This window comes from Bacillus sp. FJAT-42315, from assembly GCF_002797375.1.
Taxonomy (GTDB): domain Bacteria; phylum Bacillota; class Bacilli; order Bacillales; family Domibacillaceae; genus Bacillus_CE.
In genome coordinates this window covers 1,757,852-1,784,095 of record NZ_KZ454941.1, presented here as the reverse complement: position 1 = coordinate 1,784,095, position 26,244 = coordinate 1,757,852, and the positions used below count along the sequence as shown (strand labels likewise).

Annotated in this window: 28 protein-coding genes and 1 riboswitch; of the genes, 3 read left to right on the top strand and 25 right to left on the bottom strand. The window is 41.1% G+C overall.

Features of this window, described 5'->3' with window-relative positions; genetic code table 11:
• Positions 1 to 4 precede the first annotated feature (4 nt).
• From CEF22_RS08710 to CEF22_RS08640, 15 genes are all read right to left on the bottom strand, one after another.
• Positions 5 to 1,324 (bottom strand): TrkH family potassium uptake protein, encoded by a 1,320-nt coding sequence (locus CEF22_RS08710; RefSeq protein ID WP_100402543.1) that lies wholly within the window; start codon positions 1,322 to 1,324, stop codon positions 5 to 7.
• A 92-nt stretch (positions 1,325 to 1,416) separates the two neighbouring features.
• Positions 1,417 to 1,556, bottom strand: a riboswitch (cyclic di-AMP (ydaO/yuaA leader).
• 124 nt (positions 1,557 to 1,680) lie between these two features.
• Positions 1,681 to 2,460, bottom strand: a complete 780-nt coding sequence (locus tag CEF22_RS08705; RefSeq protein WP_100402542.1) for an SDR family oxidoreductase — start codon at positions 2,458 to 2,460, stop codon at positions 1,681 to 1,683.
• Between the two features lie 115 nt (positions 2,461 to 2,575).
• Complete coding sequence (locus tag CEF22_RS08700) at positions 2,576 to 3,379, bottom strand: CAP domain-containing protein (RefSeq protein ID WP_100402541.1); 804 nt, start codon at positions 3,377 to 3,379, stop codon at positions 2,576 to 2,578.
• Between the two features lie 308 nt (positions 3,380 to 3,687).
• Positions 3,688 to 4,020: a hypothetical protein gene (locus tag CEF22_RS08695; protein ID WP_100402540.1), complete on the bottom strand. Its 333-nt coding sequence runs from the start codon at positions 4,018 to 4,020 to the stop codon at positions 3,688 to 3,690.
• Positions 4,021 to 4,086: 66 nt separating this feature from the next.
• The gene (locus CEF22_RS08690) at positions 4,087 to 4,998 is read right to left on the bottom strand and encodes a CobW family GTP-binding protein (protein ID WP_100402539.1); all 912 of its coding nucleotides are present in this window, start codon (positions 4,996 to 4,998) and stop codon (positions 4,087 to 4,089) included.
• A gap of 87 nt (positions 4,999 to 5,085) precedes the next feature.
• Positions 5,086 to 6,558, bottom strand: a complete 1,473-nt coding sequence (locus CEF22_RS08685; protein ID WP_100403959.1) for a lmo1851 family serine protease — start codon at positions 6,556 to 6,558, stop codon at positions 5,086 to 5,088.
• Positions 6,559 to 6,676: 118 nt separating this feature from the next.
• A complete protein-coding gene (copZ, locus tag CEF22_RS08680) occupies positions 6,677 to 6,883 on the bottom strand; it encodes a copper chaperone CopZ (protein ID WP_095480611.1) in 207 nt (68 codons plus the stop codon).
• An 18-nt stretch (positions 6,884 to 6,901) separates the two neighbouring features.
• The gene (locus tag CEF22_RS08675; protein WP_100402538.1) at positions 6,902 to 9,298 is read right to left on the bottom strand and encodes a heavy metal translocating P-type ATPase; all 2,397 of its coding nucleotides are present in this window, start codon (positions 9,296 to 9,298) and stop codon (positions 6,902 to 6,904) included.
• Between the two features lie 34 nt (positions 9,299 to 9,332).
• Positions 9,333 to 9,635 carry a metal-sensing transcriptional repressor gene (locus CEF22_RS08670; protein WP_094836469.1) on the bottom strand — a complete coding sequence of 101 codons (303 nt, stop codon included), beginning with the start codon at positions 9,633 to 9,635 and terminating at the stop codon, positions 9,333 to 9,335.
• 107 nt (positions 9,636 to 9,742) lie between these two features.
• Positions 9,743 to 10,537, bottom strand: a complete 795-nt coding sequence (locus tag CEF22_RS08665; RefSeq protein WP_442857401.1) for a M15 family metallopeptidase — start codon at positions 10,535 to 10,537, stop codon at positions 9,743 to 9,745.
• A gap of 57 nt (positions 10,538 to 10,594) precedes the next feature.
• Complete coding sequence (gene deoD, locus CEF22_RS08660; protein ID WP_100402537.1) at positions 10,595 to 11,299, bottom strand: purine-nucleoside phosphorylase; 705 nt, start codon at positions 11,297 to 11,299, stop codon at positions 10,595 to 10,597.
• Between the two features lie 68 nt (positions 11,300 to 11,367).
• A complete protein-coding gene (locus CEF22_RS08655; RefSeq protein ID WP_100402536.1) occupies positions 11,368 to 12,138 on the bottom strand; it encodes a sporulation protein in 771 nt (256 codons plus the stop codon).
• Between the two features lie 68 nt (positions 12,139 to 12,206).
• A complete protein-coding gene (locus tag CEF22_RS08650) occupies positions 12,207 to 12,431 on the bottom strand; it encodes a YozE family protein (RefSeq protein WP_100402535.1) in 225 nt (74 codons plus the stop codon).
• Between the two features lie 81 nt (positions 12,432 to 12,512).
• Positions 12,513 to 13,118: a YpmS family protein gene (locus CEF22_RS08645; protein WP_100402534.1), complete on the bottom strand. Its 606-nt coding sequence runs from the start codon at positions 13,116 to 13,118 to the stop codon at positions 12,513 to 12,515.
• Positions 13,115 to 13,900, bottom strand: coding sequence for an SGNH/GDSL hydrolase family protein (locus tag CEF22_RS08640; RefSeq protein ID WP_442857359.1), 786 nt, complete (start codon positions 13,898 to 13,900; stop codon positions 13,115 to 13,117). Before CEF22_RS08640 ends, CEF22_RS08645 begins: the two co-directional genes overlap by 4 nt.
• A 132-nt stretch (positions 13,901 to 14,032) precedes the next feature.
• On the opposite strand from CEF22_RS08640, the gene CEF22_RS08635 reads away from it, so the two are divergent.
• Positions 14,033 to 14,548, top strand: coding sequence for a PCYCGC motif-containing (lipo)protein (locus tag CEF22_RS08635; protein ID WP_100402532.1), 516 nt, complete (start codon positions 14,033 to 14,035; stop codon positions 14,546 to 14,548).
• A gap of 230 nt (positions 14,549 to 14,778) precedes the next feature.
• On the opposite strand, the gene CEF22_RS08630 is transcribed toward CEF22_RS08635, so the two are convergent.
• From CEF22_RS08630 to CEF22_RS08620, 3 genes are all read right to left on the bottom strand, one after another.
• Complete coding sequence (locus tag CEF22_RS08630; protein WP_100402531.1) at positions 14,779 to 15,711, bottom strand: GIY-YIG nuclease family protein; 933 nt, start codon at positions 15,709 to 15,711, stop codon at positions 14,779 to 14,781.
• A gap of 105 nt (positions 15,712 to 15,816) precedes the next feature.
• The gene (locus CEF22_RS08625; RefSeq protein WP_100402530.1) at positions 15,817 to 17,175 is read right to left on the bottom strand and encodes a hypothetical protein; all 1,359 of its coding nucleotides are present in this window, start codon (positions 17,173 to 17,175) and stop codon (positions 15,817 to 15,819) included.
• A 393-nt stretch (positions 17,176 to 17,568) separates the two neighbouring features.
• On the bottom strand, positions 17,569 to 18,411 hold the full coding sequence (locus tag CEF22_RS08620) for a DegV family protein (RefSeq protein ID WP_100402529.1): 843 nt from the start codon (positions 18,409 to 18,411) through the stop codon (positions 17,569 to 17,571).
• A gap of 184 nt (positions 18,412 to 18,595) precedes the next feature.
• On the opposite strand from CEF22_RS08620, the gene CEF22_RS08615 reads away from it, so the two are divergent.
• Positions 18,596 to 19,321: an ABC transporter ATP-binding protein gene (locus CEF22_RS08615; RefSeq protein ID WP_100402528.1), complete on the top strand. Its 726-nt coding sequence runs from the start codon at positions 18,596 to 18,598 to the stop codon at positions 19,319 to 19,321.
• Positions 19,321 to 20,076, top strand: coding sequence for an ABC transporter permease (locus CEF22_RS08610; protein ID WP_100402527.1), 756 nt, complete (start codon positions 19,321 to 19,323; stop codon positions 20,074 to 20,076). The genes CEF22_RS08615 and CEF22_RS08610 overlap by 1 nt, the downstream gene beginning before the upstream one ends.
• A 38-nt stretch (positions 20,077 to 20,114) precedes the next feature.
• On the opposite strand, the gene CEF22_RS08605 is transcribed toward CEF22_RS08610, so the two are convergent.
• From CEF22_RS08605 to CEF22_RS08575, 7 genes are all read right to left on the bottom strand, one after another.
• Complete coding sequence (locus tag CEF22_RS08605) at positions 20,115 to 20,909, bottom strand: ABC transporter ATP-binding protein (RefSeq protein WP_100402526.1); 795 nt, start codon at positions 20,907 to 20,909, stop codon at positions 20,115 to 20,117.
• On the bottom strand, positions 20,884 to 21,864 hold the full coding sequence (locus CEF22_RS08600) for an ABC transporter permease (protein WP_100402525.1): 981 nt from the start codon (positions 21,862 to 21,864) through the stop codon (positions 20,884 to 20,886). Before CEF22_RS08600 ends, CEF22_RS08605 begins: the two co-directional genes overlap by 26 nt.
• A gap of 57 nt (positions 21,865 to 21,921) precedes the next feature.
• Positions 21,922 to 22,941, bottom strand: a complete 1,020-nt coding sequence (locus CEF22_RS08595; RefSeq protein WP_100402524.1) for an ABC transporter substrate-binding protein — start codon at positions 22,939 to 22,941, stop codon at positions 21,922 to 21,924.
• Positions 22,942 to 23,079: 138 nt separating this feature from the next.
• Complete coding sequence (locus tag CEF22_RS08590; RefSeq protein ID WP_100402523.1) at positions 23,080 to 23,808, bottom strand: lysophospholipid acyltransferase family protein; 729 nt, start codon at positions 23,806 to 23,808, stop codon at positions 23,080 to 23,082.
• A 44-nt stretch (positions 23,809 to 23,852) separates the two neighbouring features.
• On the bottom strand, positions 23,853 to 24,344 hold the full coding sequence (locus CEF22_RS08585; RefSeq protein ID WP_198508047.1) for a dihydrofolate reductase: 492 nt from the start codon (positions 24,342 to 24,344) through the stop codon (positions 23,853 to 23,855).
• 18 nt (positions 24,345 to 24,362) lie between these two features.
• A complete protein-coding gene (locus tag CEF22_RS08580) occupies positions 24,363 to 25,319 on the bottom strand; it encodes a thymidylate synthase (protein WP_100402521.1) in 957 nt (318 codons plus the stop codon).
• 34 nt (positions 25,320 to 25,353) lie between these two features.
• Positions 25,354 to 26,133, bottom strand: a complete 780-nt coding sequence (locus tag CEF22_RS08575; protein ID WP_100402520.1) for a class I SAM-dependent methyltransferase — start codon at positions 26,131 to 26,133, stop codon at positions 25,354 to 25,356.
• Positions 26,134 to 26,244 lie beyond the last annotated feature (111 nt).

Genomic DNA, 26,244 nt, shown 5'->3' with positions numbered 1-26,244 from the left:
TATGTCAACCTGTTAAAATATCTTCCGTTGGGTATTTATATTTTTGCTCCTGCTTACGGGCTAGAATATAAACTAACGACAGCGGTCCCACTTTTCCTGTGATCATAATGGCAATAATAACGAGCTTACCAATGATCGATAAAGAAGCCGTAATTCCCATCGATAAACCCACTGTGCCGAAAGCGGACACCACTTCAAACATTAACGGCAGGAATGGTAACGGCTCAGTAATATTGATAATGAGCACACCTGCAACAACAACAAATGTGCTTACCATCGTAATCGACAATACTCGAAGAAGATGATCTGTGCGAACCGTTCGCTCAAACAGATGGATATCTTTTCTCCCTTGCACATATGTCAGCATCGCCACAAGCATGATAACAAACGTTGATAGCTTAATTCCCCCTGCTGTCGATCCGCTCCCCGCACCGATAAACATGAAAATCATGATCAAAAAAGCTGTAGAATTTTCCATCCCACTTAAATCAACCGTATTAAATCCAGCTGTTCTCGTCGTGATCGATTGAAAGTAAGAAGCCCAAAGCTGATCAGACAGCGGCATCGATCCAATTGTCTTCATATTTCCAGACTCCAAGAAGAAAAAGAACAATAAGCCAATGATATTAATTGAAAGAGTCGCAACTAGCATTACTTTCGTATGTAAGGAAAATTTTCTCCACTTCCGTTTTTGCCACACGTCAATAATCACCGTAAAGCCAATTCCACCTAAAATGATTAAGGACGTAATCGCCAAATTGACAAGCGGGCTTCCTACATAACTTGATAAATTGTCAGACCATAGAGAAAAGCCAGCGTTGTTAAAAGCGGACACCGCGTGAAAAAAGGAATAAAATAACCCATCCTTCCAGCCAAACTCTGGTACCCATTTCATCGCTAAAAAAGCCGCAGCAATCAATTCAATCGTTAAGGAGAAAATAAATAAGTATTTAACAAGGCGAATCACCCCACCGACATGTACATAATTGAGGATTTCCTGCATCACTACTCGCTTTTTTAAACCAATTTTTTTACCAAGAAGCATAAAGATCAAGATCCCAAATGACATGATTCCTAAGCCGCCTACTTGAATGAGGCTCATAATAATGAACTGACCGACCCTTGTGAAATGAGTTCCTGTATCTACCACTCCTAAACCTGTCACTGTCATAGCTGAAGCAGAAGTGAATAACGCATCGATCCAGCGAATCGGTCCATTCGTTGATATCGGAAGCTTCAATAAACAAGCACCTACAACGATAAAAAAACCGTAGACAGACACAAGTAAAGTAGATGGTGCCATTTTAATCCTTTTCATCTTCATTGAAACAACCTTCTTTTCTACAATATTTACAGATAGATTTATATTCCCCCAAAAACATGACAAAAAACCATTAGCCTCTGCCAATGGTTCCAGAAGCCTTCCTGAACTGCTGACGAGGTTAGCTGTCGGATTCGGACTGGAAGGTCGCCCGGCCAAATTTTTTGGCTTCACCCCTGCAGAAATTAATCTGCGCTGGTTCCCCCGCTCCATGCGGATTAAGCGTATGAATGTTCTTTATATTACTCCTCTATTTATTGCTTGTAAAGTAAATTTAATGTAAATAGATAGTCTAGAAGAAGCAACCGCATGATCAAAAAAATAGGCCCCCTTTAAAAGAGAGCTTAACTTTACAATTATTATGATTTCAAATGAAATACTTTTCCTAATACATCTTGTCCACCTGTGACAGGTATGATGCTACCGGTAATAAAGCTAGAAGGCTCAGACACGAGAAAACTGATGACGCGAGCCAGATCTTCTCCGGTTCCATTACGACCGACCGGTGCTAGTGTGTCTGTTTCAACAGTAGCGTCAATAATGTTTTTTTCTTTCCATTCACCGACGATATCCCCAGGACATACCATATTCGCTGTGATGCCATGTTTAGCTTCTTCGATGGAAATCGTTCTTGTTAAGGAAGCAAGACCTGTTTTAGCCGCAGCAAAGGCTGAGCGATAAATCCATCCAGGCGCGGTTTCGACTCGATCAAAGCCGAATGTGATAATACGCCCCCAGCCATTCTCACGCATAAACGGTAGAGTGAGCTTCGTTAAATAGAAGACACTGTTTAAATTGCCGTTCATCATGTATGTCCACTCATCCCATGTGTACTCATCCAAAGTTTTTCTCTCTTTTACGTAAGGACCGGCGTTATGAATGAAAATATCAATGCCACCAAATTGCTTCACTGCCTGTTCAATCAGATAATCACAATCTTCTTTTTTCGAAATATCTCCTTGAATCGCGACGGCCTGTATAGCATAGTCTGTTGAGAGTTGTTCGGCAAATTGAATCGCCTCGTTTTTGCTAGAACGGTAATTAATCACAAGATCCAATCCATTCTCTGCTAAAGCGATAGCTGTCCTTTTGCCAATTCCGCGCGAGCCGCCTGTAATAAGCGCTGTCTTTGTTCTCATGACATCCTCTCCATTAATAAATAGTTATATTATCATAGTAAGCATCCTACTGTTATTATGCAAATATAAGTAGATAAATAGAAAAAAAACACCGCGGCGAGCACGGTGTTATAAGTTATTTCTTAATAAATTGTTGTGTCCAAATAGAACCATTTTCTACATACCCAACGCCAATATGTGTAAAGTCCTTGCTTAAAATATTAGCTTTATGTCCTGGGCTGTTCATCCAAGCTTTGACTACTTCTTCAGGTGTACGTTGACCTTTAGCAATATTTTCTCCAGCTGCCTGATAGGTAATGCCAAATTGCTTCATCATATCAAATGGAGAACCATATGTTGGGCTTGTATGAGAGAAATAGTTGTTGGCCAACATATCCTCCGACTTTTTACGAGCGACTTTACTTAATTGATTATCAATCTGCAAAGCTGGCAAACCTACTTTTGCACGCTCTTTATTCGTTAAAGTGACTACTTGCTGTTCAAAAGCCTTTAATGCAGAAGCATTTGGATCAACAGCTGGTTTTTGTTCAGGTGTTGGTTTTACCTCTGGCTTTGGTTGTGGCGTCGGCTTTACTTCCGGTTTTGGCTGTGGCGTCGGCTTTGGCTTTACCTCTGGCTTTGGCTGTGGCGTCGGCTTTGGCTTTACCTCTGGCTTTGGCTTTACCTCTGGCTTTGGCTGTGGCGTCGGCTTAAATTGAGGCAGTTGATCAGCGTTGCCGAATTGCTTTATAAGTTGTTCTAAATCTATCTTTCCTTGTAGTTGCTTCCATCCATCTTGAGAAAGAGTATATGTTTTATATTGACATGGCGATTGATTCGCTACTTGTGTATTATTCGTAGCTGCTTCTGACTTTGTTGCAAATGGGGCAGCCAAAAGGGTAAGTGATGTAGCTAATGATACGATGATTTTTTTATTCATTGCTCGTTTTCCTCCTGGTTGTTTGATTTGACAACTACATCGTAACATGATTTTGTTGTCATAATAGAGGGAAATAGAAGCAAGAAAACCAGCTGTCTCAATTGAGACCCGCTGGCTTTTATTTTTCTCGGTATAAGACTCGATGACACTTGATCATATCAGCATTTAAGATAAATTTCCTTTATTGTGAATAAATTCAATGATCATTTAGATTATCACACACTATCAAAAAATTGGCAGAAATATTAGCTAGATTAGCTGAATAGACACTTAACTAATGTAACAATTATGACAAATAAAGAACAAGCTTAACAAGAACTATTCATGCAAATACAGCCTTTGACTTCAATATCAAATCTTTTCAACAGTCGAACAGCAAAATTACACTCCACCGTATTTCCAGCAGCGATATAGACTACTTTTTCATTCAAATCAGGGGCGTAGCGCGGAATATACCCACATGGCATTTGGATCGCTTCTTGTACAGGTACTTGGTTCGCTTCCTGATAGTCTCTAACGTCAATAATTGGATAGGATTCTACCTCGTCCAATTGGATTTTCTTGACTGAAACTGGCCAGTATCGATAAGAAATCCCGATAAAAATGAATGAGAATAATAATAACATAAGCACTATGAACATGATAACAACCCCTTTCCAAATGTTATTTTATACTACAAGGGGTATATGAAGCAAGGATAAAGTCTTTTATTTTTCCAACGCCTTTAATTCGGAAATGATTACCTCTTGATTTAGACCTTCACCAATGATGACAATGTTTTTCGGCATATTCATTTCTTCTGGGATCCATAAAGGCATACCATAGGAATATTGAAACAGCATCGGGTATTGCCTATTGCGGACAGGTACGTATCCCTTCATCCGGTACAGTTGCTCGCTCGTTCCTCGCAGCCATTGCTCAAATGCTTCGATATCGACGCTGCCATGAAACGTATGGCTAAAGACGGTCAAATGTAGATGTTGATGGGCATGAACAGCCGTTCTTTCACCTTTAGGAGACATGTTCATTTCGCTTAGCTGCTTCATTGAAACTTTAGCATTCGTTGTTAAGCAAACCGGAGCATTCGCATTGATTTGTTGAATATCATAGGTAATCATCCCTTGATCCATTTCAGAGACAAGATCGATTTTATTAATGATTAATAAATCGGCATGCTTAATTTGCTCGTACATCAATTGCAACACGGCTGGTGATAGGTTCGCTCGATTTTTCCAAGCCAGGCAATCAATGATCGTAATGATTCCTTTCCATTGTAGCTGTTCCGCAAACAGAGGGGACATAATGGCATCAATCGCTTCTACCGGATGTGCCGCTCCCGTCGTTTCAATAATTAAGTCATCGAATTCTTCTGTTAATAACAGCTCCTGTAATTGCGCTTCTAGCTTGTCTTGAATCGTACAGCAAATACAGCCGTTTAAGAGCTCTTTTAACGGCGTCTCCTCGTCAACTTCATCGGAATCGATTGAAATGTCTCCTAGTTCATTCATTAATACGGCTGGTCGGCGATCATTTAACTTTAAATGCTGTAATAGCTGCTTTAATAACGTCGTTTTGCCGCTTCCTAAAAACCCTGACAGCACATATACTTGTTTTTTCATCCTGCTCACCCTTTTTTATGTAGTTAATCAACAGAAAAGGCTGCTTTCAAAGAGCAGAAACTCTCTTTGAAACAGCCTTTTTTTGCATTAGGAAGCAGCTGGAACTTTCTGCTTCGTTAAAATCTCGATGGCTTTTTGTTTTTGCGTATCATTTTGTTCAATTTGCTCTCTTAGCTTCGCCATGAGTTCGAGTGATGTTTTACCTTCAATGATGCCGGTTATTTCAAGCCCGATTCGCTCTTGGAATTGTTTCACAGCGATCTCTGTTTGTTCATCAAAAAAGCCGTCTACTTTTCCAGGATTGATACCGATCGCCTCTAGCATCTTCTCGGCATTCTTTACTTCATCTGATAATTGATCTAGCTTCAATGGTTGATCTGGATTTAAGAAGGCTAGGTTGGCATAGTCCGGTAATTTCACCACTGTATCCGGTGTAACGCCTTTTTTATGAATCCAGTTCCCTTTCGGTGTTAACCATTTTGCGGTTGTAAATTTCATGTTAGAGCCGTCCTTGAATTCTTCGGATGTTTGAACGGTTCCTTTCCCGAAAGTTTTCTCACCAATGATCGGAATACCAGCTGATTCTTTCATCGCTGCGGCAAAAATTTCCGATGCACTAGCGCTTCCTTCGTCAACAAGTACAGCGACTGGAAGATCGAACTTCGGCTTGCCGTCGGACACAAACTTCTCACGTTTTCCTGTGTGGTCTTCCACTTGGAATAGCACTTCGCCCTCTGGGACAAACATGCTCGTAATTTCTACTGCTTGGTCCAATAACCCGCCAGGATTTTGGCGCAAATCAAGAATCATGGATGTCATCCCTTGGGATTCCATATCTTTTATTGCTTTTTTCAATTCTTCTGCCGTATGATCGGAAAAGCTCGTAATTTGAATATGAGCGACTTTATGATCATCCATTGTAGCATAAACCGTTTCGACCGGAATTTCATCACGTACGATCGTCATTTCGATTGGTTTCGGTGTTCCGGCACGTTGAATTTTCAATTTGACTTTCGTGCCTTTTTCGCCGCGAATCAACATGACCGCTTCAGAGGAACTCATTCCCTGAACGCTCTTGCCATCAACCGAAAGAACTTTATCATTCGGTTTAATACCCGCCTTTTCCGCTGGTGACCCTTTAATTGGCGAAACAATCATAATCGTTCCATCTTCTTCTCTAATTTCAGCACCAATTCCTTCAAAAGATGCTGAAACACTTTCATGAAAGCTTTTTGCTTCTTTTTGATCCATATAATCTGAATATGGATCATCTAGTGAGTCCAACATACCATTAATTGCACCATCTATGAGCTGATCTTTATTTAAGTCCTTGTAATAGTTACTTTGTAACTTGTCATATGCGTCATATAACTTGGCAAACTCATTACGAGGCGTCACGCCCACTTCCGCTGCTTTTTCATCGCCGAAAGCTAGAACAATCGTGGTAATAGCTGCTGAGACAAAGACGAGAAAGAATACAAGCATAACGAAATGAAACTTCTTCAAATGAATATAATGGGCTTGCTTGTCACCAGATTGTTCTGACTGATTTTCTTCCATGTTGCTCACCGCTTTCCATCCTTTAGTACAGTTATTTTTCAACTCTTCCATTCTAACAGTTTTTCAAATAATAAAAAAGAAAAAACTCCCCATTTCATTGAATGGGAAGCTTTTTCACTTATTCTACATCATATCCTTGGTCTTCTACCGTCTCTTTCATTTGAGCGACTGTTGCTTTTTCTGCGTCAAAGGCAACTGCTACTGAACCAGTTGGTAAATCAACCGTAACCTCTTTCACACCTTCTACTTCTAATAAAGCGGATTTCACTGCTTTCTCACAATGTCCGCAAGTCATTCCTTTTACTTGTAAAGTTGTTTGTTCCATGTTTGTATCCTCCAATTTTTAAATTTTAACTCGTTTTAAGCGCAGGGAGTTGGTGACAACGGAGACGGAGCTAAACGCCATCGCCGCACCCGCTACCCACGGAGCGAGTAAACCAAACGCTGCAATCGGAATACCGACTCCATTGTAAATTAGTGCCCAAAATAAATTTTGACGAATGTTTTTGATCGTGGCTTTGCTGAGCTTAATCGCTTTTGGAATAAGCAGTAAGTCACCGCCAAGTAACGTAATGTCAGCCGCTTCAATTGCCACATCGGTTCCGGTACCAATCGCCATCCCGACATCAGCAAGAGCTAATGCTGGGGCATCATTAATGCCATCTCCCACCATGCCGACAACGAAGCCTTTCGCTTGTAGCTCCTCGACTTTATGTGCTTTATCTTGCGGTAATACTTCAGCGAAAATACGTGCCTCTTCAATGCCTACTTCTTGGCCAATCGCTTTCGCTGTACGACTGTTGTCTCCAGTGAGCATATAAACGTCGATGCCTTCCTTGACTAAGTGCTCGATCGCTTGTTTCGCTGTTTCTTTAATCGTATCGGCTACAGCAATCAAACCACTTAAGCGCTGATCAACAGCAATTAACATCGCTGTTTTCCCTTGCTCCTCTAGCTGGAACATTTTGTCTTTGTATGGATGAAAGTCAACGCCGTTTTCCTTCATCCATTTGCGCGAACCAACAAGCACTTTCTTTCCAGCAATTTCTGCTTGAATGCCGTGACCTGGAATTGCTTCAAATGCCGTAGGAGCAATCATTTGAACTCCTTGTTCCTCGGCATAGCGAACAATCGCTTCTGCTAAAGGATGTTCAGACTGTTTTTCCGCTGATGCTAACAGCGAAAGAACCTCTTCGTCCATCGCTTCAAAATCAGTCACTTCCGGCTTCCCTTTTGTGATCGTGCCCGTTTTATCGAGGATAATGGCATTTAAGCGTTGAGCGTTTTCTAAATGCTCTCCACCCTTAAATAAAATCCCATTTTCAGCCCCTTTTCCAGAACCGACCATAATTGATGTCGGCGTAGCAAGCCCCAATGCACAAGGGCAAGCAATCACTAGTACAGCAATCGCCGCTTCAAGGGCCGCTGCTGTGTTGCCACGATCGACGAATGCGAGCCACACGAAAAACGTGACAAGAGCAATCACGACTACGATCGGAACAAAAATACCAGACACTCGATCAGCGACACGTTGAATTGGTGCTTTGCTTCCTTGCGCTTGTTCCACAGCACGAATAATACCGGAAAGAGCTGTTTCTTCTCCTACTTTTACTGCTTGCACCGTTAGCGAGCCATTTTTATTGATCGTTGCTCCAATAACCGTATCACCGATCATTTTTTCAACTGGAATCGATTCGCCGGTAATCATCGATTCATCGACACTGGTCGTTCCAGATTGAATCACGCCGTCAACAGGAATCTTCTCACCCGGCTTCACTAACAGGAGATCCCCTGGCACCACTTGTTCAACTGGCAGTTGTACTTCTTGCCCATCCTTTATTACTGTCGCATATTTCGCCTGTAAATTCAAAAGAGAAGAAATCGCTTCAGTCGTCCGTCCCTTCGCTCTTGCTTCTAGTAACTTACCGAATAAAATTAATGTAATTAACACCGCACTCGTTTCAAAATATAAATGCGGCGCTTCATTCGTTCCCATTGTGCGAAACGCTTCAAACAAACTGTAGAAATAGGCAGCGGATGTTCCTAATGCCACTAACACATCCATATTAGCACTTTTATTGCGTAACGCTTTGTACGCCCCTTCATAAAAGGACCAGCCAATAATAAACTGAACCGGCGTCGCCAATAGGAGCTGCACCCATGGATTCATCAAAATATGAGGCACGGGTATATGCGTATCAAATGGAAAGTGAGCAAACATCGTATAGAGAAGCGGCAATGATAATAAAGTTGAAATGAGAAGCTTCCGTTTCTTCGCTTCATATTCCTCTTCTTTATGAGCTGCTTTCTCTTGCTGCCCTTGCTTTTCCTTCGCTTCAAATCCAAGTTTTTCGATCCTTGCGACAATGCTGTCAACAGAAGTAACACCGGATTCAAATTCAACCGATGCCGTTTCTGCCGTCAAGTTTACGACGGCTGTTTTGACACCATCCATTTTGTTGAGCACTTTTTCGATCCTCGCAGAACAAGCGGCACATGTCATGCCAAAAACATCTAGCTCGACCTTTTCGGTGCGCACACCATAGCCCATCTTTTCGATTCTTTCCGCAACCTCTTTCGCAGACACTTGCTCATTATCGATCGTAACCGTTGCGGTTTCCATCGTTAAATTGACATTCGCCTCTACACCATCCATTTTGTTTAACACTTTTTCAATTCTAGTGGAGCAAGCGGCACACGTCATGCCGGATATTTTCAAATTGACTTGTTGTTGACTCATCTTTATTCCCTTCTTTCGTCAACTCTTTTTCCCTTTATGTTCGACTAAATTGATTAAACACTTTCATTAATTCGTCGATAGCAGCTTTCCCCTCACCTGATTGAATTGCACCAGCGACACAATGATTCGTATGATCTTCAAGAACGTGCATCCCGACATTTTTTAACGCTGATTGAATCGCCGTAATTTGCACAAGAATATCGACACAATAACGATCTTCATCAATCATTTTTTGAATTCCACGCACTTGGCCTTCAATTCGGTTTAACCGATTTAATAATTGTTTCTTCTGCTCCTCGTTTCGATGAGACACGGTACGATGTGGTTCATTTCCCATAATTTCCACCCCTCTCACTTTATACTATACCCATGTATGGTATATTAGTCAAGAAAAAAATACTAAGTGGCGATCCTCGTTTCCTTTTGCCACTTAGTATGGACTTCTTAAATCTTTTCTACATTGTTAAAATATTCTTCAAGCGTCCAGCCATTTTCAAAGATCTCTTTCGCCGCATCCTTTCCAACGTAACGGAAATGCCACGGCTCATACATATATTGTGTCACATCTTCTTTGCTTTTCGGATAGCGCAAGATGAATCCGAATTTGTGAGCGTTTTGCTCTAGCCACTGACCTTCTGGTGTCGTTTCAAACGATTGAACGAGATCAAATTGCACACTTTCTGCGGAAATGTCCATCGTCAACCCTGTTTGATGCTCACTCGAACCCGGTGGAGCCACCGCCTCTAACGCTTTCTCTTCTCCTACTTTAGCGATTTGACTCGCCAAAATTTGTTGCTGCCGTTCATACGAGCGATAGCCAGAAACAGCAAATAAATGAATGCCTTCTTGCTCTGCCGCTTGGAACATTCCCTCCATCGCGTCCGCCGCTTCTTTTCTCATATAGCTTTTTTCAATGTCTTGATTACCAAAGGAAAAAGGCACGTTCGGACGCACTAAATCGGCTGGCTTATAATCCCCTGGCAAAGTAAATTCCTTATTGACTAACGCTAGCACATTCTCTGGATTGGCAATCACAGCTTTTCCATCCACTTGCTTCACTTCATTGAAAAAAACAGCTTCAAGCTGCGGGCCAGACGGCTGGCTCACTTTTTTCTCTTCTTGAGTCGTTTCTTGCTTCTCTACTTTCTTCTCCTCATCTGACGACTGACATCCGCCCAGTAATAATGCGGCTGTCAATACTAAACCCGTTTTCTTCATTTCGTCACCTGATTTCCCCATAATTTCATTTGACATAGGAAAACCAGCCTTTTTATGCTAGGCTGGCCTTCTCCATGATTACTCTTGAATCGCCGCTTCTAAAGCGACTTCAATCATTTCGTTAAATGTCGTTTGGCGTTCTTCCGCTGTCGTTTCTTCTCCTGTAATAATGTGATCACTCACTGTTAATACAGAAAGCGCTTTGCGGCCAAATTTCGCTGCCAATGTGTAAAGAGCAGACGTTTCCATTTCAATCGCTAACATGCCATAGTCAGCCCATTTTTGATGCTCGGCATTGTCGTTATAGAACATATCTGCCGTAAATACGTTACCTACTTTTAAATGAAGCCCTTTTTCTATCCCAGCGTCATAGGCCTTCTTCAATAAATCCCAGTTCGCTGTCGGGGCATAATCAATGCCATTAAATGTGAAGCGGTTCATTTGTGAATCCGTTGACGCACTCATCGCTAAAATGACGTCGCGTACTTTCACATCTTTTTGAAGAGCGCCACAAGTTCCTACGCGAATTAAGTTTTGGACATTGTAGCTTTGCATTAATTCATTAATGTAGATCGAAATGGATGGAACACCCATTCCAGTACCTTGGACAGACACTCTTTTCCCTTTATAAGTCCCTGTATAGCCGAACATATTGCGTACTTCATTATAGCAAACAGGATTGTCTAAAAACGTTTCAGCAATATATTTTGCTCTTAATGGATCTCCTGGTAAAAGGACTGTTTCAGCAATTTCATGTTCCTTTGCTCCAATATGAATGCTCATGATCAAACCTCCAGTGGGATAGCTATTGCATCATTCATTTTAATGTTTTTATATGACAGTTGCAATTGTTACATATGAGCAGAAATGATTTGCGTTAGCTTTTCTCTTAGCTGTGGCAAGTCTTGTGTCGTAATATGAACATTGACGAGACTTTCATCTATATCAAGCGCCTCTGCGAGAAAACCGCCTAACCCTCTCGCTTTGCGATCGACTTCGATTAATAGCTGAGCGGATTGCTCTGTTTGGGAAATAAACATTAGTTCTAGTTCATCAAGGCGACCGCGGAACACTCCGGACGTTGGGACAAATTCAAATTCCTGAACGAACGGATAGTGGCTCGCAATTTTTAACGAAGCCTGTTCACAATCAACTTTACGTAAACGAAAACCAAGTAGCTCGATTTCTTCTAAAATCTTTGCCGCAAGTAGTGTCGGACGCACTTCTATGTAATCTTTATCTTCCGGATCGACTGCATTTTTAATATCTAAGCCCGTTTCGACCCATACACGCGTTTTACCATAAGTGATTGGCGTATCCATCGGCAATTCTAATTCAAACGGAATCACTTTCGTCTCTCCTACCCCGATCGTAAAAGGCTCATTTAGCTTCTGCTTTTTGACTGCAGCATAATCAGTATATTTATGATCATCCGTTTCGCGTGTGTACGTTGTGTTTACCTTTAAGTAAATCGAATCAATATCTTGAGGAACGTTGCCGCCATAAATCTCCACCTTACCACGCATCATATCTCCAGCTGTATATTCAGAGCGCTCTAACTTCGTATCTACTCTCGCTCCACCTACACCAAAGCTTGCTAGTACTTTACCGAAAAATGACATTGAGAATTCCCCCTAATAATTTTTTTGCTACCTAATGATACGCAAACAAAAACAAAAGGTTTCATTTTTTAAATTTTTTCTTCTTCGATATATCTTTCCCACGCTTCATCAAAAACGGCCATGCTCCGTAAATAGAGCCCGTTAAGTTCTAAGTATCGGCTTAATTCATCGTAGCTTGCTTCATGCTTCGGAAAGCTATGATCCTTAAACGCATAATTAGCAAAATCCGCGACATCATCGCGTGGAGGCTCTTCTCGATGCTTCATTAAATAATGAAAAAATGATTTCCGCACTTCTTTTCCCCCTTTTTTCCTCAATATAAAGGAGAATGATAGAAAATGTAAAGAAATTTCTGCGCAAAACAAGCCGCTCGATTACTGTTGAGCGGCTTCGTTGTTTCCTTGTTCTTCTTCTAAAAGCATTAACGTAAATTGAATATCATCTTTTTTCAAGTCAAAGCGATCGGCACGCACTTTCACATCGCTTTTCAACTCTAGCTCGTTCAATGACAGATAGATCATTTGATCGTTCGGCATAAATTTCACCCACTTCGGGAATGGATAGGCATCTCGAGCCGTCTTCATCACATAAGATACAGGAAGATCCACTCGTCCCATCTTCATTTCTTTTTGCTTTAACACAATGTCACCATTGTCTAATGCTTTCGGTTCGAACGTCAGCTTATAGTCAATCCCACTTGAAAACACCGGTATTTGTCCATACATAATCACTTCATCTTTTAAGTACATATTCAATTCTATCGGACTATTTTTCGCTTCTTGTTCAATATAGGATTGTATCATTCTATTTAAATCTTCTTTATTCGACTTTACTTGAAACTCAACTGCTCCTTCTAAAGGCGAATCTGTCGGCATCGCATCGTCCTTCATAGGAGAGAATAACATCACACCGATCGCGATCAACACGAATAAGTTCACCGCCACTATTCCGATACACGCATATTTCCAAAAATTTTTCATCTTTGCTCCTCTTTTACATACATAATTTTCTTATTGGTCAATTCTTCTAGCTCTTTGCCTTTAATTGTGTCAAAAATACGCTCCCCCATCAACTGATAGCCTCGATCATTCGGATGAAATTGATCCACATATAACAATTCTTCTTTTGGATTGGTAAACAGATCTTCCACCGCAACAAAGGTCGTTCGATCATATTTCTCCACTGTTTGCTTGCTCGTTTCATTCCATTCGTTCAAAATAGCTTCCACTTCCTGAACGTCATGAAGCATATCTAAAAATGGGTTATATAATCCCACTAAGACGATTCCCGCTTCCTCATTGCTTTGCCTTACTTTTTGAATGATTTCATTTAAGCGCTTTTCGTATTGCTCTCTTCCATCATCAAACTGATTGACCTTTAATCGGGTAAAGTTTTCCTTCAATACTTTCATAATATCATTTCCGCCAATCGTAATAATGACAAAATCCGCCTGCTCAATCGACTGCTTCACTTGTTGCTCATCTAACCGTTTAAGAAGCTGGTCCGTTCGATTTCCTTTAATTCCATAGTTCGTGAAGGTCGCATCTTTCACCTCTTCTAGCTCAACTAACTCATTTTGCAAATAAGGGATATAGCCACCTGTTTCCGTGCTATCGCCCACACCTTCTGTCAAGGAATCCCCTATAGAAACCACACGTAAATCTTGTGGCACAATCTCTACCTTTTCTTCTTGCGCGGCACAAGCAGATAAGCTAAAAACGAAAGCAACGACAAGAAGCCATGCTCTCTTCAAACCTCTCACCTCGCTGTCTAAACTACTGATATTATAGCATATTCATATGCGAGAAAAAGGATCACTCACCCCATAGCTACCATTGGTTTCACATCTATGATTCATGTATAATAAACCATTATACAGAAAAGGAGATTTACAATGCGAGTATGGACTTACTTTGCCGTTCTTAGTAGTTTACTTTTGCTTATTGCCGGTTGCTCTTCTGTGTCTGAGGAAGAAAGTGAAGGTCATAAAGCTAGTGAATCCGAATCCCATGCGGATCATATGCACACCCAGCCAAACGGTGACCTCCAAGAAGAAACCGCTTCCGTCGATGAAATGCCAAACTTTTTACAAGATAAAGATGATCAAATGAAAACCATCTATTTAGCAGCAGCGAAAAACCCAGAAGTACTAGAATCGATGCCATGCTACTGCGGCTGCGGCGATTCAGCAGGTCATAAAAGCAACTTAAACTGCTTCGTCGCTGACATCAACGAAGAAAAAGTCGTATGGGACGACCATGGCACACGCTGCGGCGTCTGCCTCGAAATCGCAGCCGAATCCGTCCTGATGCACAAAGAAGGTAAATCATTAAAAGACATTCGTGACTATATTGATAACAAGTATAATGAAGGCTATGCTGAGCCGACTCCGACGCCAATGCCTGCTTGAGGAAAAGTGGAGCCGACTGTTTAGACATGACGAGCGAATGACAGAATAGCGTAATGGCGTAATGGCGTTCTTCAGCCATGCAGTCAGGCTGGCATTTGACTCGAGTGTCTAGGAGTCGGGGCTGGACAACGCGAAAAGTAATTCCCCGTCTGACAACGTAACGTAGAGTCGGACGGGGAATTTATTTATGGGGACAAGGCAACGAACTTTTTCTTATTTGTAACATATATTTATTTCTTAACAACAAAGAATGGTGTCAACTTTGCGATTATGTCTTTATCGGGGCGCACTTCTTGATAAGAGTAACGATTTCTTTTTTCATCAGGCGGTCTTTTTACATCTGCCACATAATAACTAGAAACACCTAGAATTTCTGACACTTGTTTATCCTGAATATTAATGACCCCTTCCTCCTTTAATCTTAGGATAAACTTTAAGTTTCCAATTTTTCTTTCTTCTTCTGAAATAATATTTATATCGTATTCACGAAGATAATACCCAATATTATCAGGTACTATTGCAGGGATTTTTGCATGAGTTTTCTCTTTCTTTATAGAACTAATATTTGAAGGTGTCATATTAAACAGAGATGCAAGTTGCGTTTGAGGCATTTTTATTACACCTTTATCTAATAACTCAAGTATGTATTTAATATACCCTACTTTTTTCTCTTCCTCTGTATACGTTCGAGTATTATAACGTCGTATAATATCATCAATATCATTTGGAACTTTATGCTGGATTTCAGGGTATAGCTCATCACTATAAAGACACGATACTAAAGAAGAATAGACTCCTGTTTCCTCACACACTTCGTTATGTGTCATTTTAATAACATTATGTTTATTTAAAAAGACTAAATACTTAGTTTTTGCAATAGCATCCTCATCTAATTTCTCCCCAACACCACCCGGCTTTATATTTGTTAAAGGTTGACCCGCTTCACGGTAATCGATTATTTTTTGTATCTCTAAAACACTCGCTTCTTGTTCAGTCAAATTATCTTGAACAATTCTATAACTCCATTCAAACTCTTTTTTTATTTTTTCACACTCTAAGTTTCTTGTATCAGTTGTAACTCGATTTCCTTTTCCCATTCCAACGTAAAAAACTTCTTGTGTATCTTTAATAAAATATTCGTAGACATAATATTCCCGAAGCATTTTATCTAGTTCCCCTTTATTCCTTTTTAAACTATTATCATTCAAAATCTCTAATTTTCATCGCTTAATTTAACGTTTATATACAGGCATTATCGGTACTTGACATTAACTATTCCTATCCCCGAAAATTTCAATGTATTCAATATCTTGATAGTCAAACATTACTTTCCAATCAGCTTGCTTGTAACCCCAGGCAACTGGATCATTTTTTTCATCTTCGTAAATAACCCTAAATTCACGGTTATTCTCAACCTGTTTACCGCTTATGTCAAATGTTAATTTAGCTTCAATTACGCTAATAGCAGGTGCACTATCTGTCACGCTCACCAACTCGTAACTAATTAGCGACTTTCCTAAAAATAGTTTGCGTAATCTACCTGATAACTTACCAACAGTTAACGATTTACTATAATTGGTTGTCATTCTAGCAAGGTTGCCGTAATTACCTACTTGTATATAGCTAATGTACTCCATTACAGCCTTTTCAGGCGTATCTTCACCATATTCCGATAAATCACCATTAACAGGGATATCAACTCCTACGATTACCTCACGTGGTTTCCACTCATCCATAAACTCTCTTTGACATCTACTTTCCTGCCACACCTCTAGCGCCGAAGCTATTTGTTCGCTTGATTCCTCTAACGTTGGCAGTTCATACTCTTTCGTAATGCCTTTTTTACCTTCTTTAATGCCTTTAGCCCAATCAGCTAATGATAGCAGGGTGGCTAATGCTTTTGCGGACACTTGTACGTTACCATAACCTAGATCCCTACCGTGCAAAATACCGTTCCTGTACGGAAGAGTTATCTCTTCGTTAGTTGTCTTTTTACGGCTTTTTCCGAGAATTTTAGCAACAGTCCCTAAACCGCTTTCGTGAGCTACAATTGTATCCCATACGTTAAGGTCTACTTTTTCAGCAAAAAATCCATACCGTTCAAACTCGTTAACAAAGCCATCAATTAGCATTAAAAACAACGGCACACTAGCATGATATCTACCGTCAAAATGATCATCTAATGCGTTCATTAACAATTCCCTACGCGGCTTAAATTCTTCTATATTCTTTAAGCGTGAAGCAAGAAAGTTTACATTCCCTCTATCAGTAAAATAGCTAATTAACTCCCTTTCGGCATCGTTTGGTTTTCCACTTTCAGCAAGCTCTACACATCTCTTCATTAACTCGTAGCTTAGTGTTTCAAATGCTATCCAACCTTTTTTAGCAAAAAAGTGATTAAACCTATCTACCGTATGTACCAATTCCTTAAACTGTTTATGGATAGTCCCTACATTTTCAAATGGCTCTTGGCTAATAGAAGCACCTAATCCTAGAAGTTCTGCGAATTTCAAAATATCTCCTAACCCTTGCACACCGCTCATATTCACTTCCATTTGTTGTATACTATAATTATCTTGTATTCTTTTTCTACTGTTGTTCTGCTTTCTACGTTTCTTTTTAGCCAAAATGCTTCCTCCTTCGACAAACAAATGTTTAATATTACAACTTCTAGAAATATAAAAAAACACCTTCAGTTGGAATAAAAAACCCTACCATACAGCAAGCGTTTAAATATATTCGATTTTAATATTAAAAGATGCTGTCCCGCGTTTAGGTTAGCTAGCCGATAAACCTTTTAAATCTTCTGTATTCAAACCGGTAATAAAAATTTTGCAGACCTTCACCTTACCACTTGGCTATGCGCCATAATCTGAAGTCTCATTTCTTGAAAAAATTTTGTTAATACTCAACGATAGTTCCCCATCTAAGCCTACCATTATATTTCTCCACTTCATGACAAACAAAAACCCAAGCATCAGAAATAATCCTAATACTCGGGTCATTCATTTCATCTTTTGTCATTTCGCCCAATACATAATCGCCACTGCGCCAGGGCCTGTATGAGTGGAGATGATTGGTGTTGTTGTATCGATTTCAATCTCTTCAAAGCCAGTCAATTCAATCACTTTGTCTGTTAGCTTACGGGCCAGTTCTTGTCCACCTGCGTGAGCAAGGCCTACTTTGAGTAGTTCTTTGCCTTTGAGCTCTTCCGCTAGCTGCTTCGATAAAAATTTCACGACTTGTGCATGACTACGAACTTTCGTCACTGGGCTTAATTCAGCAAGGTCCAAATTCAAAATCGGCTTAATATTTAATAAAGAACCGATAAAGCCAGTAGCTCTTCCGATGCGGCCACCTTTAATTAGATTTTCTAGCGTATCGACAACAATATACAGCTTCGTTTGCGAACGGATTTCCGCTAATTTAGCGAGGATCTCATCCATCGTGCAGCCTTCTTCCGCCATTTTCGCCGCTTCGATCACTTGAAAAGATAAAGCTTTCGAAATATAGCCAGAGTCTAGGACTGTCACCTTCGACTCACTCATTTCAGCGGCTTGTTGAGCAGAGCGAACCGTCCCGCTCATCTTCCCTGTCATATGAATCGATAAAATTTCACTGCCGTCCTTGCCAAGCTCATCGTACACTTCTAAAAAACGACCGACAGGCGGTTGCGAGCTTTTCGGTAATTCTTTCGCTTGCTGCATTTTCACTAAAAATTCGTCAGGGGAAATTTCGACTGCATCTAAATAAGATTCATCGTCTATTAAAATGGTTAATGGAACTCTAGTAATTCCGTATTTCTCTAAATCGGCTACCCTAATATCTGCAGACGAATCAGTTACTATTTTTATTTTTTTCATACTTACACATCCTAACTATACAGTCAATCTCTTGCCATTATACCGTTAAATGAAAGGAAATTAAATGATATTTACTCATTTTGATCGTTTTTCCTATGATCGCAAACTTGAAAAAGATATGCCTAATTTAGGATAATAGCTAATACATGTCGATATTTCAAATGGAATAGGTGGTTTATTATTGATGACAGATTATGCAGTAACCTTTAAGCAAGTAGACAAATATTTTCAGAATGGCACACAAAAGGTTCTTCGCCAGATGACCGCTGAAATCCCTAAAGGCGTCATTTTAACGTTAGTCGGTCCTTCTGGCTCCGGAAAAAGCACGCTTTTATCTCTTTGCAATCTGATGCTGACGCCTGATCAAGGAGAAGTGTTCATCGATGGCAAAGAAGTACGTGACTGGAACGTGAACAAGTTGCGAAAATATGTCGGTCTTGCGTTTCAAACACCCACGATGCTTCCAGGAACGGTGGAAGATAACCTCATGTTGGCAGCTCGACTTCATCAAGTGGAGCTTCAAGATTCAGGAAAAAGATTAGAGTATGTTGGCTTACCAACGAGCTTACTGACACGCAATGCCGCAGAACTTTCCGGTGGGCAAAAACAGCGAGTCGCTCTTGCCCGAACGCTCGTCAATCCAACATCGATCTTATTATTAGATGAAGTGACTTCAGCTCTTGATGTATCCGCTGCACGAGAAATTGAACAATTGATTGTCAACATTCAAAAACAAGAAAAGAAGACGGTATTATGGGTGACTCATGATTTAGAACAAGCGAAACGAGTAGGGGATGTCACATGGTTGTTAGTCGATGGCGAGCTTGTGGAAGCAACGGACACTCAGACTTTTTTTCAACAGCCTAAAAAAGAAATTACTCGCCGTTTTTTGAAGGGAGAATGGTCATAATGAGTTTATTCACTTTGTCTTCTGCCCTCGTCTTTGTCTTTTTAGCGATTATTTTATCCAAAAGTTTAAAGCTCGGTTTAGAAAAGGATCTATTAATATCAGCTTGTAGGGCGACCATTCAACTCTTACTCATTGGCTATGTCCTCTCATTTATTTTTTCCGCCGATCATCCGTTGTTTATCCTTCTCATGATTTCATTAATGATTGGTGTAGCCGCGCAAAATGTCGTGAAGAAAGGGCATGGATTCCCTGGGATTCATCTACGAGTGCTCGCTACTTTAGTCATCATAGAAATCATTGCGATGACCTTTCTGCTAGGGTTGAACATCATTCCTCCCGCTCCTAGATATGTCATTCCAATTAGCGGAATGATCATCGGAAGCTCGATGGTGATTTGTAGTTTACTACTTAACCGGTTAAAAGCAGAGCTCCAATCAAGAAAGGCAGAAGTACTTGTGATCTTGTCATTAGGAGGCTCGCCAAAACAAGCAATACAAGCGATCTTAAAGGACACGATTCGCTCTAGCCTCATTCCAACGATCGATGGAACGAAAACGATCGGGCTCGTTCAACTCCCAGGTATGATGACCGGTCAAATTATCGCCGGTGCCGATCCCATTCAAGCGGTTCGTTATCAATTAATTATTGTGTTCTCCTTGTTAGCAATGGCCTCATTAACGAGTATTATTTTAGGATTATTGCTTTACCCGAGTTTATTTAATCAGCATCAGCAATTGATTTTTGAAGAAACATGAAAAAAGCTTGTAGAGAATGGAGTCTCTACAAGCTTTTTCTATGCGAGCAACGAGCGGTCGTTTAACATCGCTTCGCCGCGAATTCGCTGGAATTCTGATAACAATTTCTCTACCGTTAAGTTCGGCTTTTCTGCTTCATTCGCTTCAAAAATAATTTGCCCTTTATCCATCATAATGAGACGGTTGCCGAGGTCGATCGCTTGCTGCATATTATGTGTTACCATAAGCGTCGTTAGCTCGAATTTAGCAACGATTTCTTTCGTTAAATTCGTAATTAATTCGGCTCGTGCCGGATCAAGCGCCGCTGTATGTTCATCGAGTAATAAAATGTTCGGCTTCGTGAAGGTCGCCATCAAGAGCGACAAGGCTTGCCGTTCCCCTCCTGATAACAATCCGACCTTTGCCGATAGACGATTTTCTAAACCGAGATGAAGCATTTCTAACTGCCCGCGGAAAAAGTCACGCTTGCTTTTAGTGACACCAAAAGCTAACGTTCTCGTTTTCGTACGGTTGTAAGCCAGTGCTAAATTTTCTTCAATCGTCATCGTTGGTGCCGTCCCAGCGAGCGGATCTTGGAACACGCGACCAATTTTTTTCGCCCGTTTATGCTCTGGTAACATCGACATATTCGCCCCATCAATCGTAACCGTTCCCACATCAGGAAATAATTTACCGGAGACAATATTCATTAACGTCGATTTCCCCGCTCCATTACTGCCGATCACCGTCACGAAATCGCCTGGATTGAGCTGTAAATTCACTTGATTGAGGGCAATCTTTTCATCAGGTGTTCCCTCATAGAATACTTTATAAATTTGATTTAACTGAAGCAAGGGACTCACCTCTTTTCCCGACAGCCGCTTCTAATTGAGCCGCTCGTTTCTTTTTGCGCAATGCTGATTTTTGTTTGTCAATCAGCTTCGGAACAACTAATGCGATAATGACGATCACCGCTGTAATTAATTTCATATCGCCAGTTTCTAAAAATTCGACTCTTAAAGCTAATGTCACAATGATGCGATACAAAATAGCTCCAATTAAAACGGCCAATGTCGCTCGAGCAATAGAAGAACTTCCAATCACCGCTTCACCGATAATGACAGACGCCAAGCCGATAATAATCATTCCAATTCCCATTCCAGCATCACTAAAGCCATTATATTGAGCAATTAACGCACCAGAGAAAGCGACTAACGCATTCGATAAGCCAAGTCCAAGCACTTTTAACCAGTCGGTATTCGCGGAAAAGCTGCGCACCATACCATCGTTATCACCAACTGCCCGTAAACCTAAACCAATTTCCGTCTTTAAAAATAGATCAAGCATCAGCTTAATAACGAATGCTAACAGGAACATCGAAAGTAAGATTTCCCAAGTTGCCCCGTCAAACAGGCTGATTCCTAGCCCTTGCCACCAAGCGGAAATTTTCGTTATAACCGTCTCTTCTGCCAATAAAGGGACGTTCGGCTTCCCCATAATCCGCAAATTAATAGAATAAAGAGCAATCATCATTAAAATACCAGAAAGCAACGGATTAATTTTCCCTTTCGTATGAAGAATTCCAGTTAAACATCCAGCGATAAAGCCAGCTAAAAACCCGGCTCCTGTCGCTAAAAATGGATTGACTCCTGAAACAATTAACACTGAAGCAGTAGCTCCTCCTGTCACAAAACTTCCATCTACTGTCAAATCAGGAAAATCGAGAATTCGGAAAGATAAATACACGCCAAGTGCCATAATCGCATAAATCATTCCTACTTCAACTGATCCAAACAAAGCTGTCAACATCTTATTCCCCTCCTGTGTGACAAAAAGGAGCTTCTCGCCGAAAAGCTCCTTTTTCCATCACTTCACAAATTCCGCTTGTTCTTTCCATTCTTCTTTTATTTCAATGTTCATTTCTTTTGCCGCTTTTTCGTTAATCAGTAACTTCAAGTTTTGCGGTGGCTGAACCGGTAAATCACCTGGTTTCTTGCCCTCTTTCAAAATTTGTACGGCCATTTGACCAGCTTCATAGCCAATGTCATAAAATTCAAAGCCAAATGCCGCAAATCCTCCACGTTTTACAGAATCAAGCTCACCGACAAACATCGGAATATCCTCTTTATTGGCTACTTGAATGACTGATTCTAACGCAGATACGACTGTGTTATCTGTGACGATATAGATCATATCAGCCTTCCCGACGAGCGATTCTGCTGCTTGCTTCACTTCAGAAGATGTCGACACCGTCACCGGAACAAGCTTCAATCCATTTTCCTTCATCACTTTTTCTACCGCTTCTACTTGAGCGACAGAGTTTTGCTCCCCGGCATTGTAAATGACACCGACGTTTTTCCCATCAAATTCCTTCGCCATAAATTCAATCGTTTTCGGAATCGCCTCTGGGTGAAGATCTGTCGTTCCGGTAATATTTCCACCAGGATTGTTCAGGTCTTTCACTAAGCCACCAGCGACGGCATCTGTCACCGAAGTAAAGACAATTGGAATCTCCTTTGTAGCATTTAATGCACTTGCTGCACTCGGTGTGGAGTTCGCAAAAATTAAGTCGACCTTATCACTAACAAAGTTATTAGCGATCGTCTGGTTATTATTTTGATCCCCTTGAGCGATTTGCACATCATAATCGGCTTCAATGCCCGCATCTTCTAGCGCTTGTTGAAACCCTTTGTACGCATTGTCTAATGACGGATGCTCAACAATTTGAGTAACCCCGATTTTGACTGTATCTTCCTTTGCGGGACCTGCTTCTTCTTTTTTCTCTTCTTCGCCGCTATTGCCGCAGCCTGCTAGCATAAGCATGCTCGTCATGCCGATCGCTGCCATTCCTTTTACCCACTTTTTCACAATGACTCCCCCTAACATTTCACTAACTTGGTTTACCGCTGTAATCCATTAAAATAATTAATATTATTATGCGATACTAATAACAGAAAAGCAAGGATTTTCAGAAAATTATTTTTATTAAAAACAAAAGGAGCCACTTATCTGCAGCTCCGCCCGTTATGTATTCATTTGATGTAACGCACTTTGAATCTTCTCCTGCACCATTTCCGCTACATCTTTCAACTCGTATTCTTCAAATATATCAAAAGAAATCGCTGGTAAAATCTCTATTTGTATATGACCAGATGTTACTTTTTTGCGGTTATTCTTCTCAAACATGTCGGATGTTCCTGTAATCGCTATTGGAACGATCGGTACGTTCGCATCCTTAGCGATCCGAAAACCGCCTGATTTAAAGGGCTTCATTTCTCCACCTAAGCTTCTCGTTCCTTCAGGGAAAATCAATAGCGAATGACCCTTTTTTAGTTTTCCTGCTCCATCACGAAGCATTTTCACCGCGTCACGGCGATTGTTACGATTAATGTAAATGCAACCGATCACATCCATCCAATCGCGCACGACTGGCACTTTCTTCACTTCCACTTTGGAAATAAACCCAAACGGCTTCTCAATATGTCCAAGTAAAGCCGGCACATCAAAGTCACCTTCATGATTACAAATGAAAAGCACAGGGCCATTCGGAATATGTTCCTGCCCTTTAATATCAACAGTTGAACCGGTCGATTTCACAACCGATCTCGCCCATCGTTTCGGTAGCTGATGCGCTTGTTGATCACGCTCGGCAACAGTCAGCTCCTTATTCATTTTTTTATTTTTTCGCAATGTGGGCAAACTCCCAATTAACGTCACGACTAAAAATAAGACAAAATATAGTAAGCGAAACATGTTTCTCCTCCTAAAAACAGAAAGAAAATAGCAGAGATCACCTGCTATTTCTTCTTTTCGTATATGCGAAACTGATAGTCATAAGGGTTTTTCTCATTTTTAAGCCCTGGTGTAGCAGAAACCAGCTCCCATTCATCCCAGTCCAGCTCTTTCGGGAAATGAGTATCTCCGTCAAATGACTCCTCAATGACCGTCACATACAAACGATCCACAAATGGGAGCATTAAGCGAAAAATTTCCGCTCCACCCGTAATAAATAACTGCTCTTCTTTTTCCGCTTTCTCGACTAACTCGTCCACGGAATAAACAACGGTACAGCCGTCTGCTTCATAACTTTGGTCGCGAGTTAAAATCACATTTTCTCGCCCCGGCAACGGCTTGCCGATCGATTCAAATGTCTTTCTCCCCATCACAATCGGATGACCCATCGTCGTTTCTTTAAAAAACTTCAAATCCTCCGGCAGTCGCCAAGGCAATTGATTGTTTTTGCCGATAACACCGTTTTGATCCATCGCCCAAATAAATGAAATCATCAAATCACTTCTTTCCTTTATTTACACCGCTACTGGTGCTTTAATCGCCGGATGTGGCTCATAGCCTTCCACTGTGATATCTTCCATATCAAAATCAAAGACATTCATTTTCTCTTTATTTAACACTAATATCGGAAGCGTTTTTGGCTCACGCTGCAACTGTGTCTCGACTTGCTCCAAATGATTGACGTAAATATGAGCATCACCAATCGTATGAACGAATTCACCTGGCTCTAGTCCGCATTCATGAGCAATTAAGCAAGTGAGTAAAGCGTAGCTAGCAATATTGAATGGCACGCCTAAAAAGACATCGCCAGAACGCTGATACAATTGACAAGATAGCTTGCCTTCTGCAACGTAAAATTGAAACATCGTATGACATGGTGGCAAAGCCATGGAAGGAATATCCTCTGGATTCCAAGCAGACACAAGCATGCGGCGAGAATCAGGATTGTTCTTAATCATTTCAATCACATCTTGGAGCTGATCAATCGTCTCTCCTTGTGTTGTCTTCCACGCACGCCATTGGCTACCGTACACATCGCCCAGTTTGCCATAGTTGGCAGAAAAGCCATCGTCCGTTAACACTTTTTCTTTAAATAGTGCCATTTGCTGTTCATATTCTTGTTTGAATGCCTCATCTTCTAACGCTCGCAAACCAAAATTGGTCATATCTGGCCCATGATAGTCTGCACTTTCGACCCAATTTTTAAAGGCCCATTCATTCCAAATATTATTATTATGCTGCAATAAATAACGAATGTTCGTATCGCCCTTCATAAACCATAAAAGCTCACTGACAATTAAACGAAAAGGAATGCGTTTCGTTGTCAGTAACGGAAACCCTTCTTGCAAATTAAAGCGCATTTGATGCCCGAATACAGAGATCGTTCCTGTTCCGGTGCGATCCTCTTTTCTCACACCTTCACGCAAAATATGGCGGCAAAGGTTTAAATATTGTTGTTCATTTTGACTCATGTTGATCGACTCCTTATTTCATACGCTACTTATCTTAACATAAGACTTCAATCGTCCCAAAGTGAAACGCGGATGTTTTGCGAATATGCTGTTCGAATCCAAGACGCTCGAACCGATCCGAGCGAAAATGATCCTTTAACACGACCCGCTGTTTCGCCACTCTCATCGCTTGTTCAAGCGTCTCTTTCTCGAGCTCATCATAAATGGCAAAATGCCGCAATCCAGCGATCCCTTCTGACGCCTCGACCGTTTCCGTAAACATCGGATCAAAATACACGACATCAAAGGAGCGATCGGCAAACGTCGATAACAGTTGTTGATAACGGCCTAGCTGCACTTCAATTTTCTCCATCGCGGCCTGTAACTCCGGCAGCGGTGCCTGCCATTCCTTTAATCCCAGCTTCACGATGTAACCAAGTACCGGGTTGCCTTCAATCCCTGTCACTTGACCTGTTGGACCGGTTACAAAGCTCGCAACAATGCTATCAGAAGCCAGTCCAAGCGTGCAGTCTAACACGGACATTCCTGATTCAAGTTTAGCCGCCGACACAAACGGATCTTCTTCTCCACGCATGAGCCGCTTCACGCGAAAGGAAGCGGAATTCGGATGAAAGAAGAAAGGCTCGCTTTCATGAAGCGGATAGAGCTCTAACCGTTCCCTCTTCACAATTAAGCAGTCGGATTCATACTGCTTTTGCAAATCAGCAACGGAACGCTTTCGTCTAGCAACATACGGAAACCCTAGCTCCTTGGCCGCTTGCTTTGCCTTTTGTTCTAATGGCGTATTCACTCTACTTGCGGTTGAAATAATCATCTTTTTTCCTCACTAACAAATAAATGCCTATAAAGTGAAACTTTAATCAGTGGGGGTTTTCTTCCATCCCCCACTGATTATTAGTTGAACCAATCGGGCGTTTACGGGCAG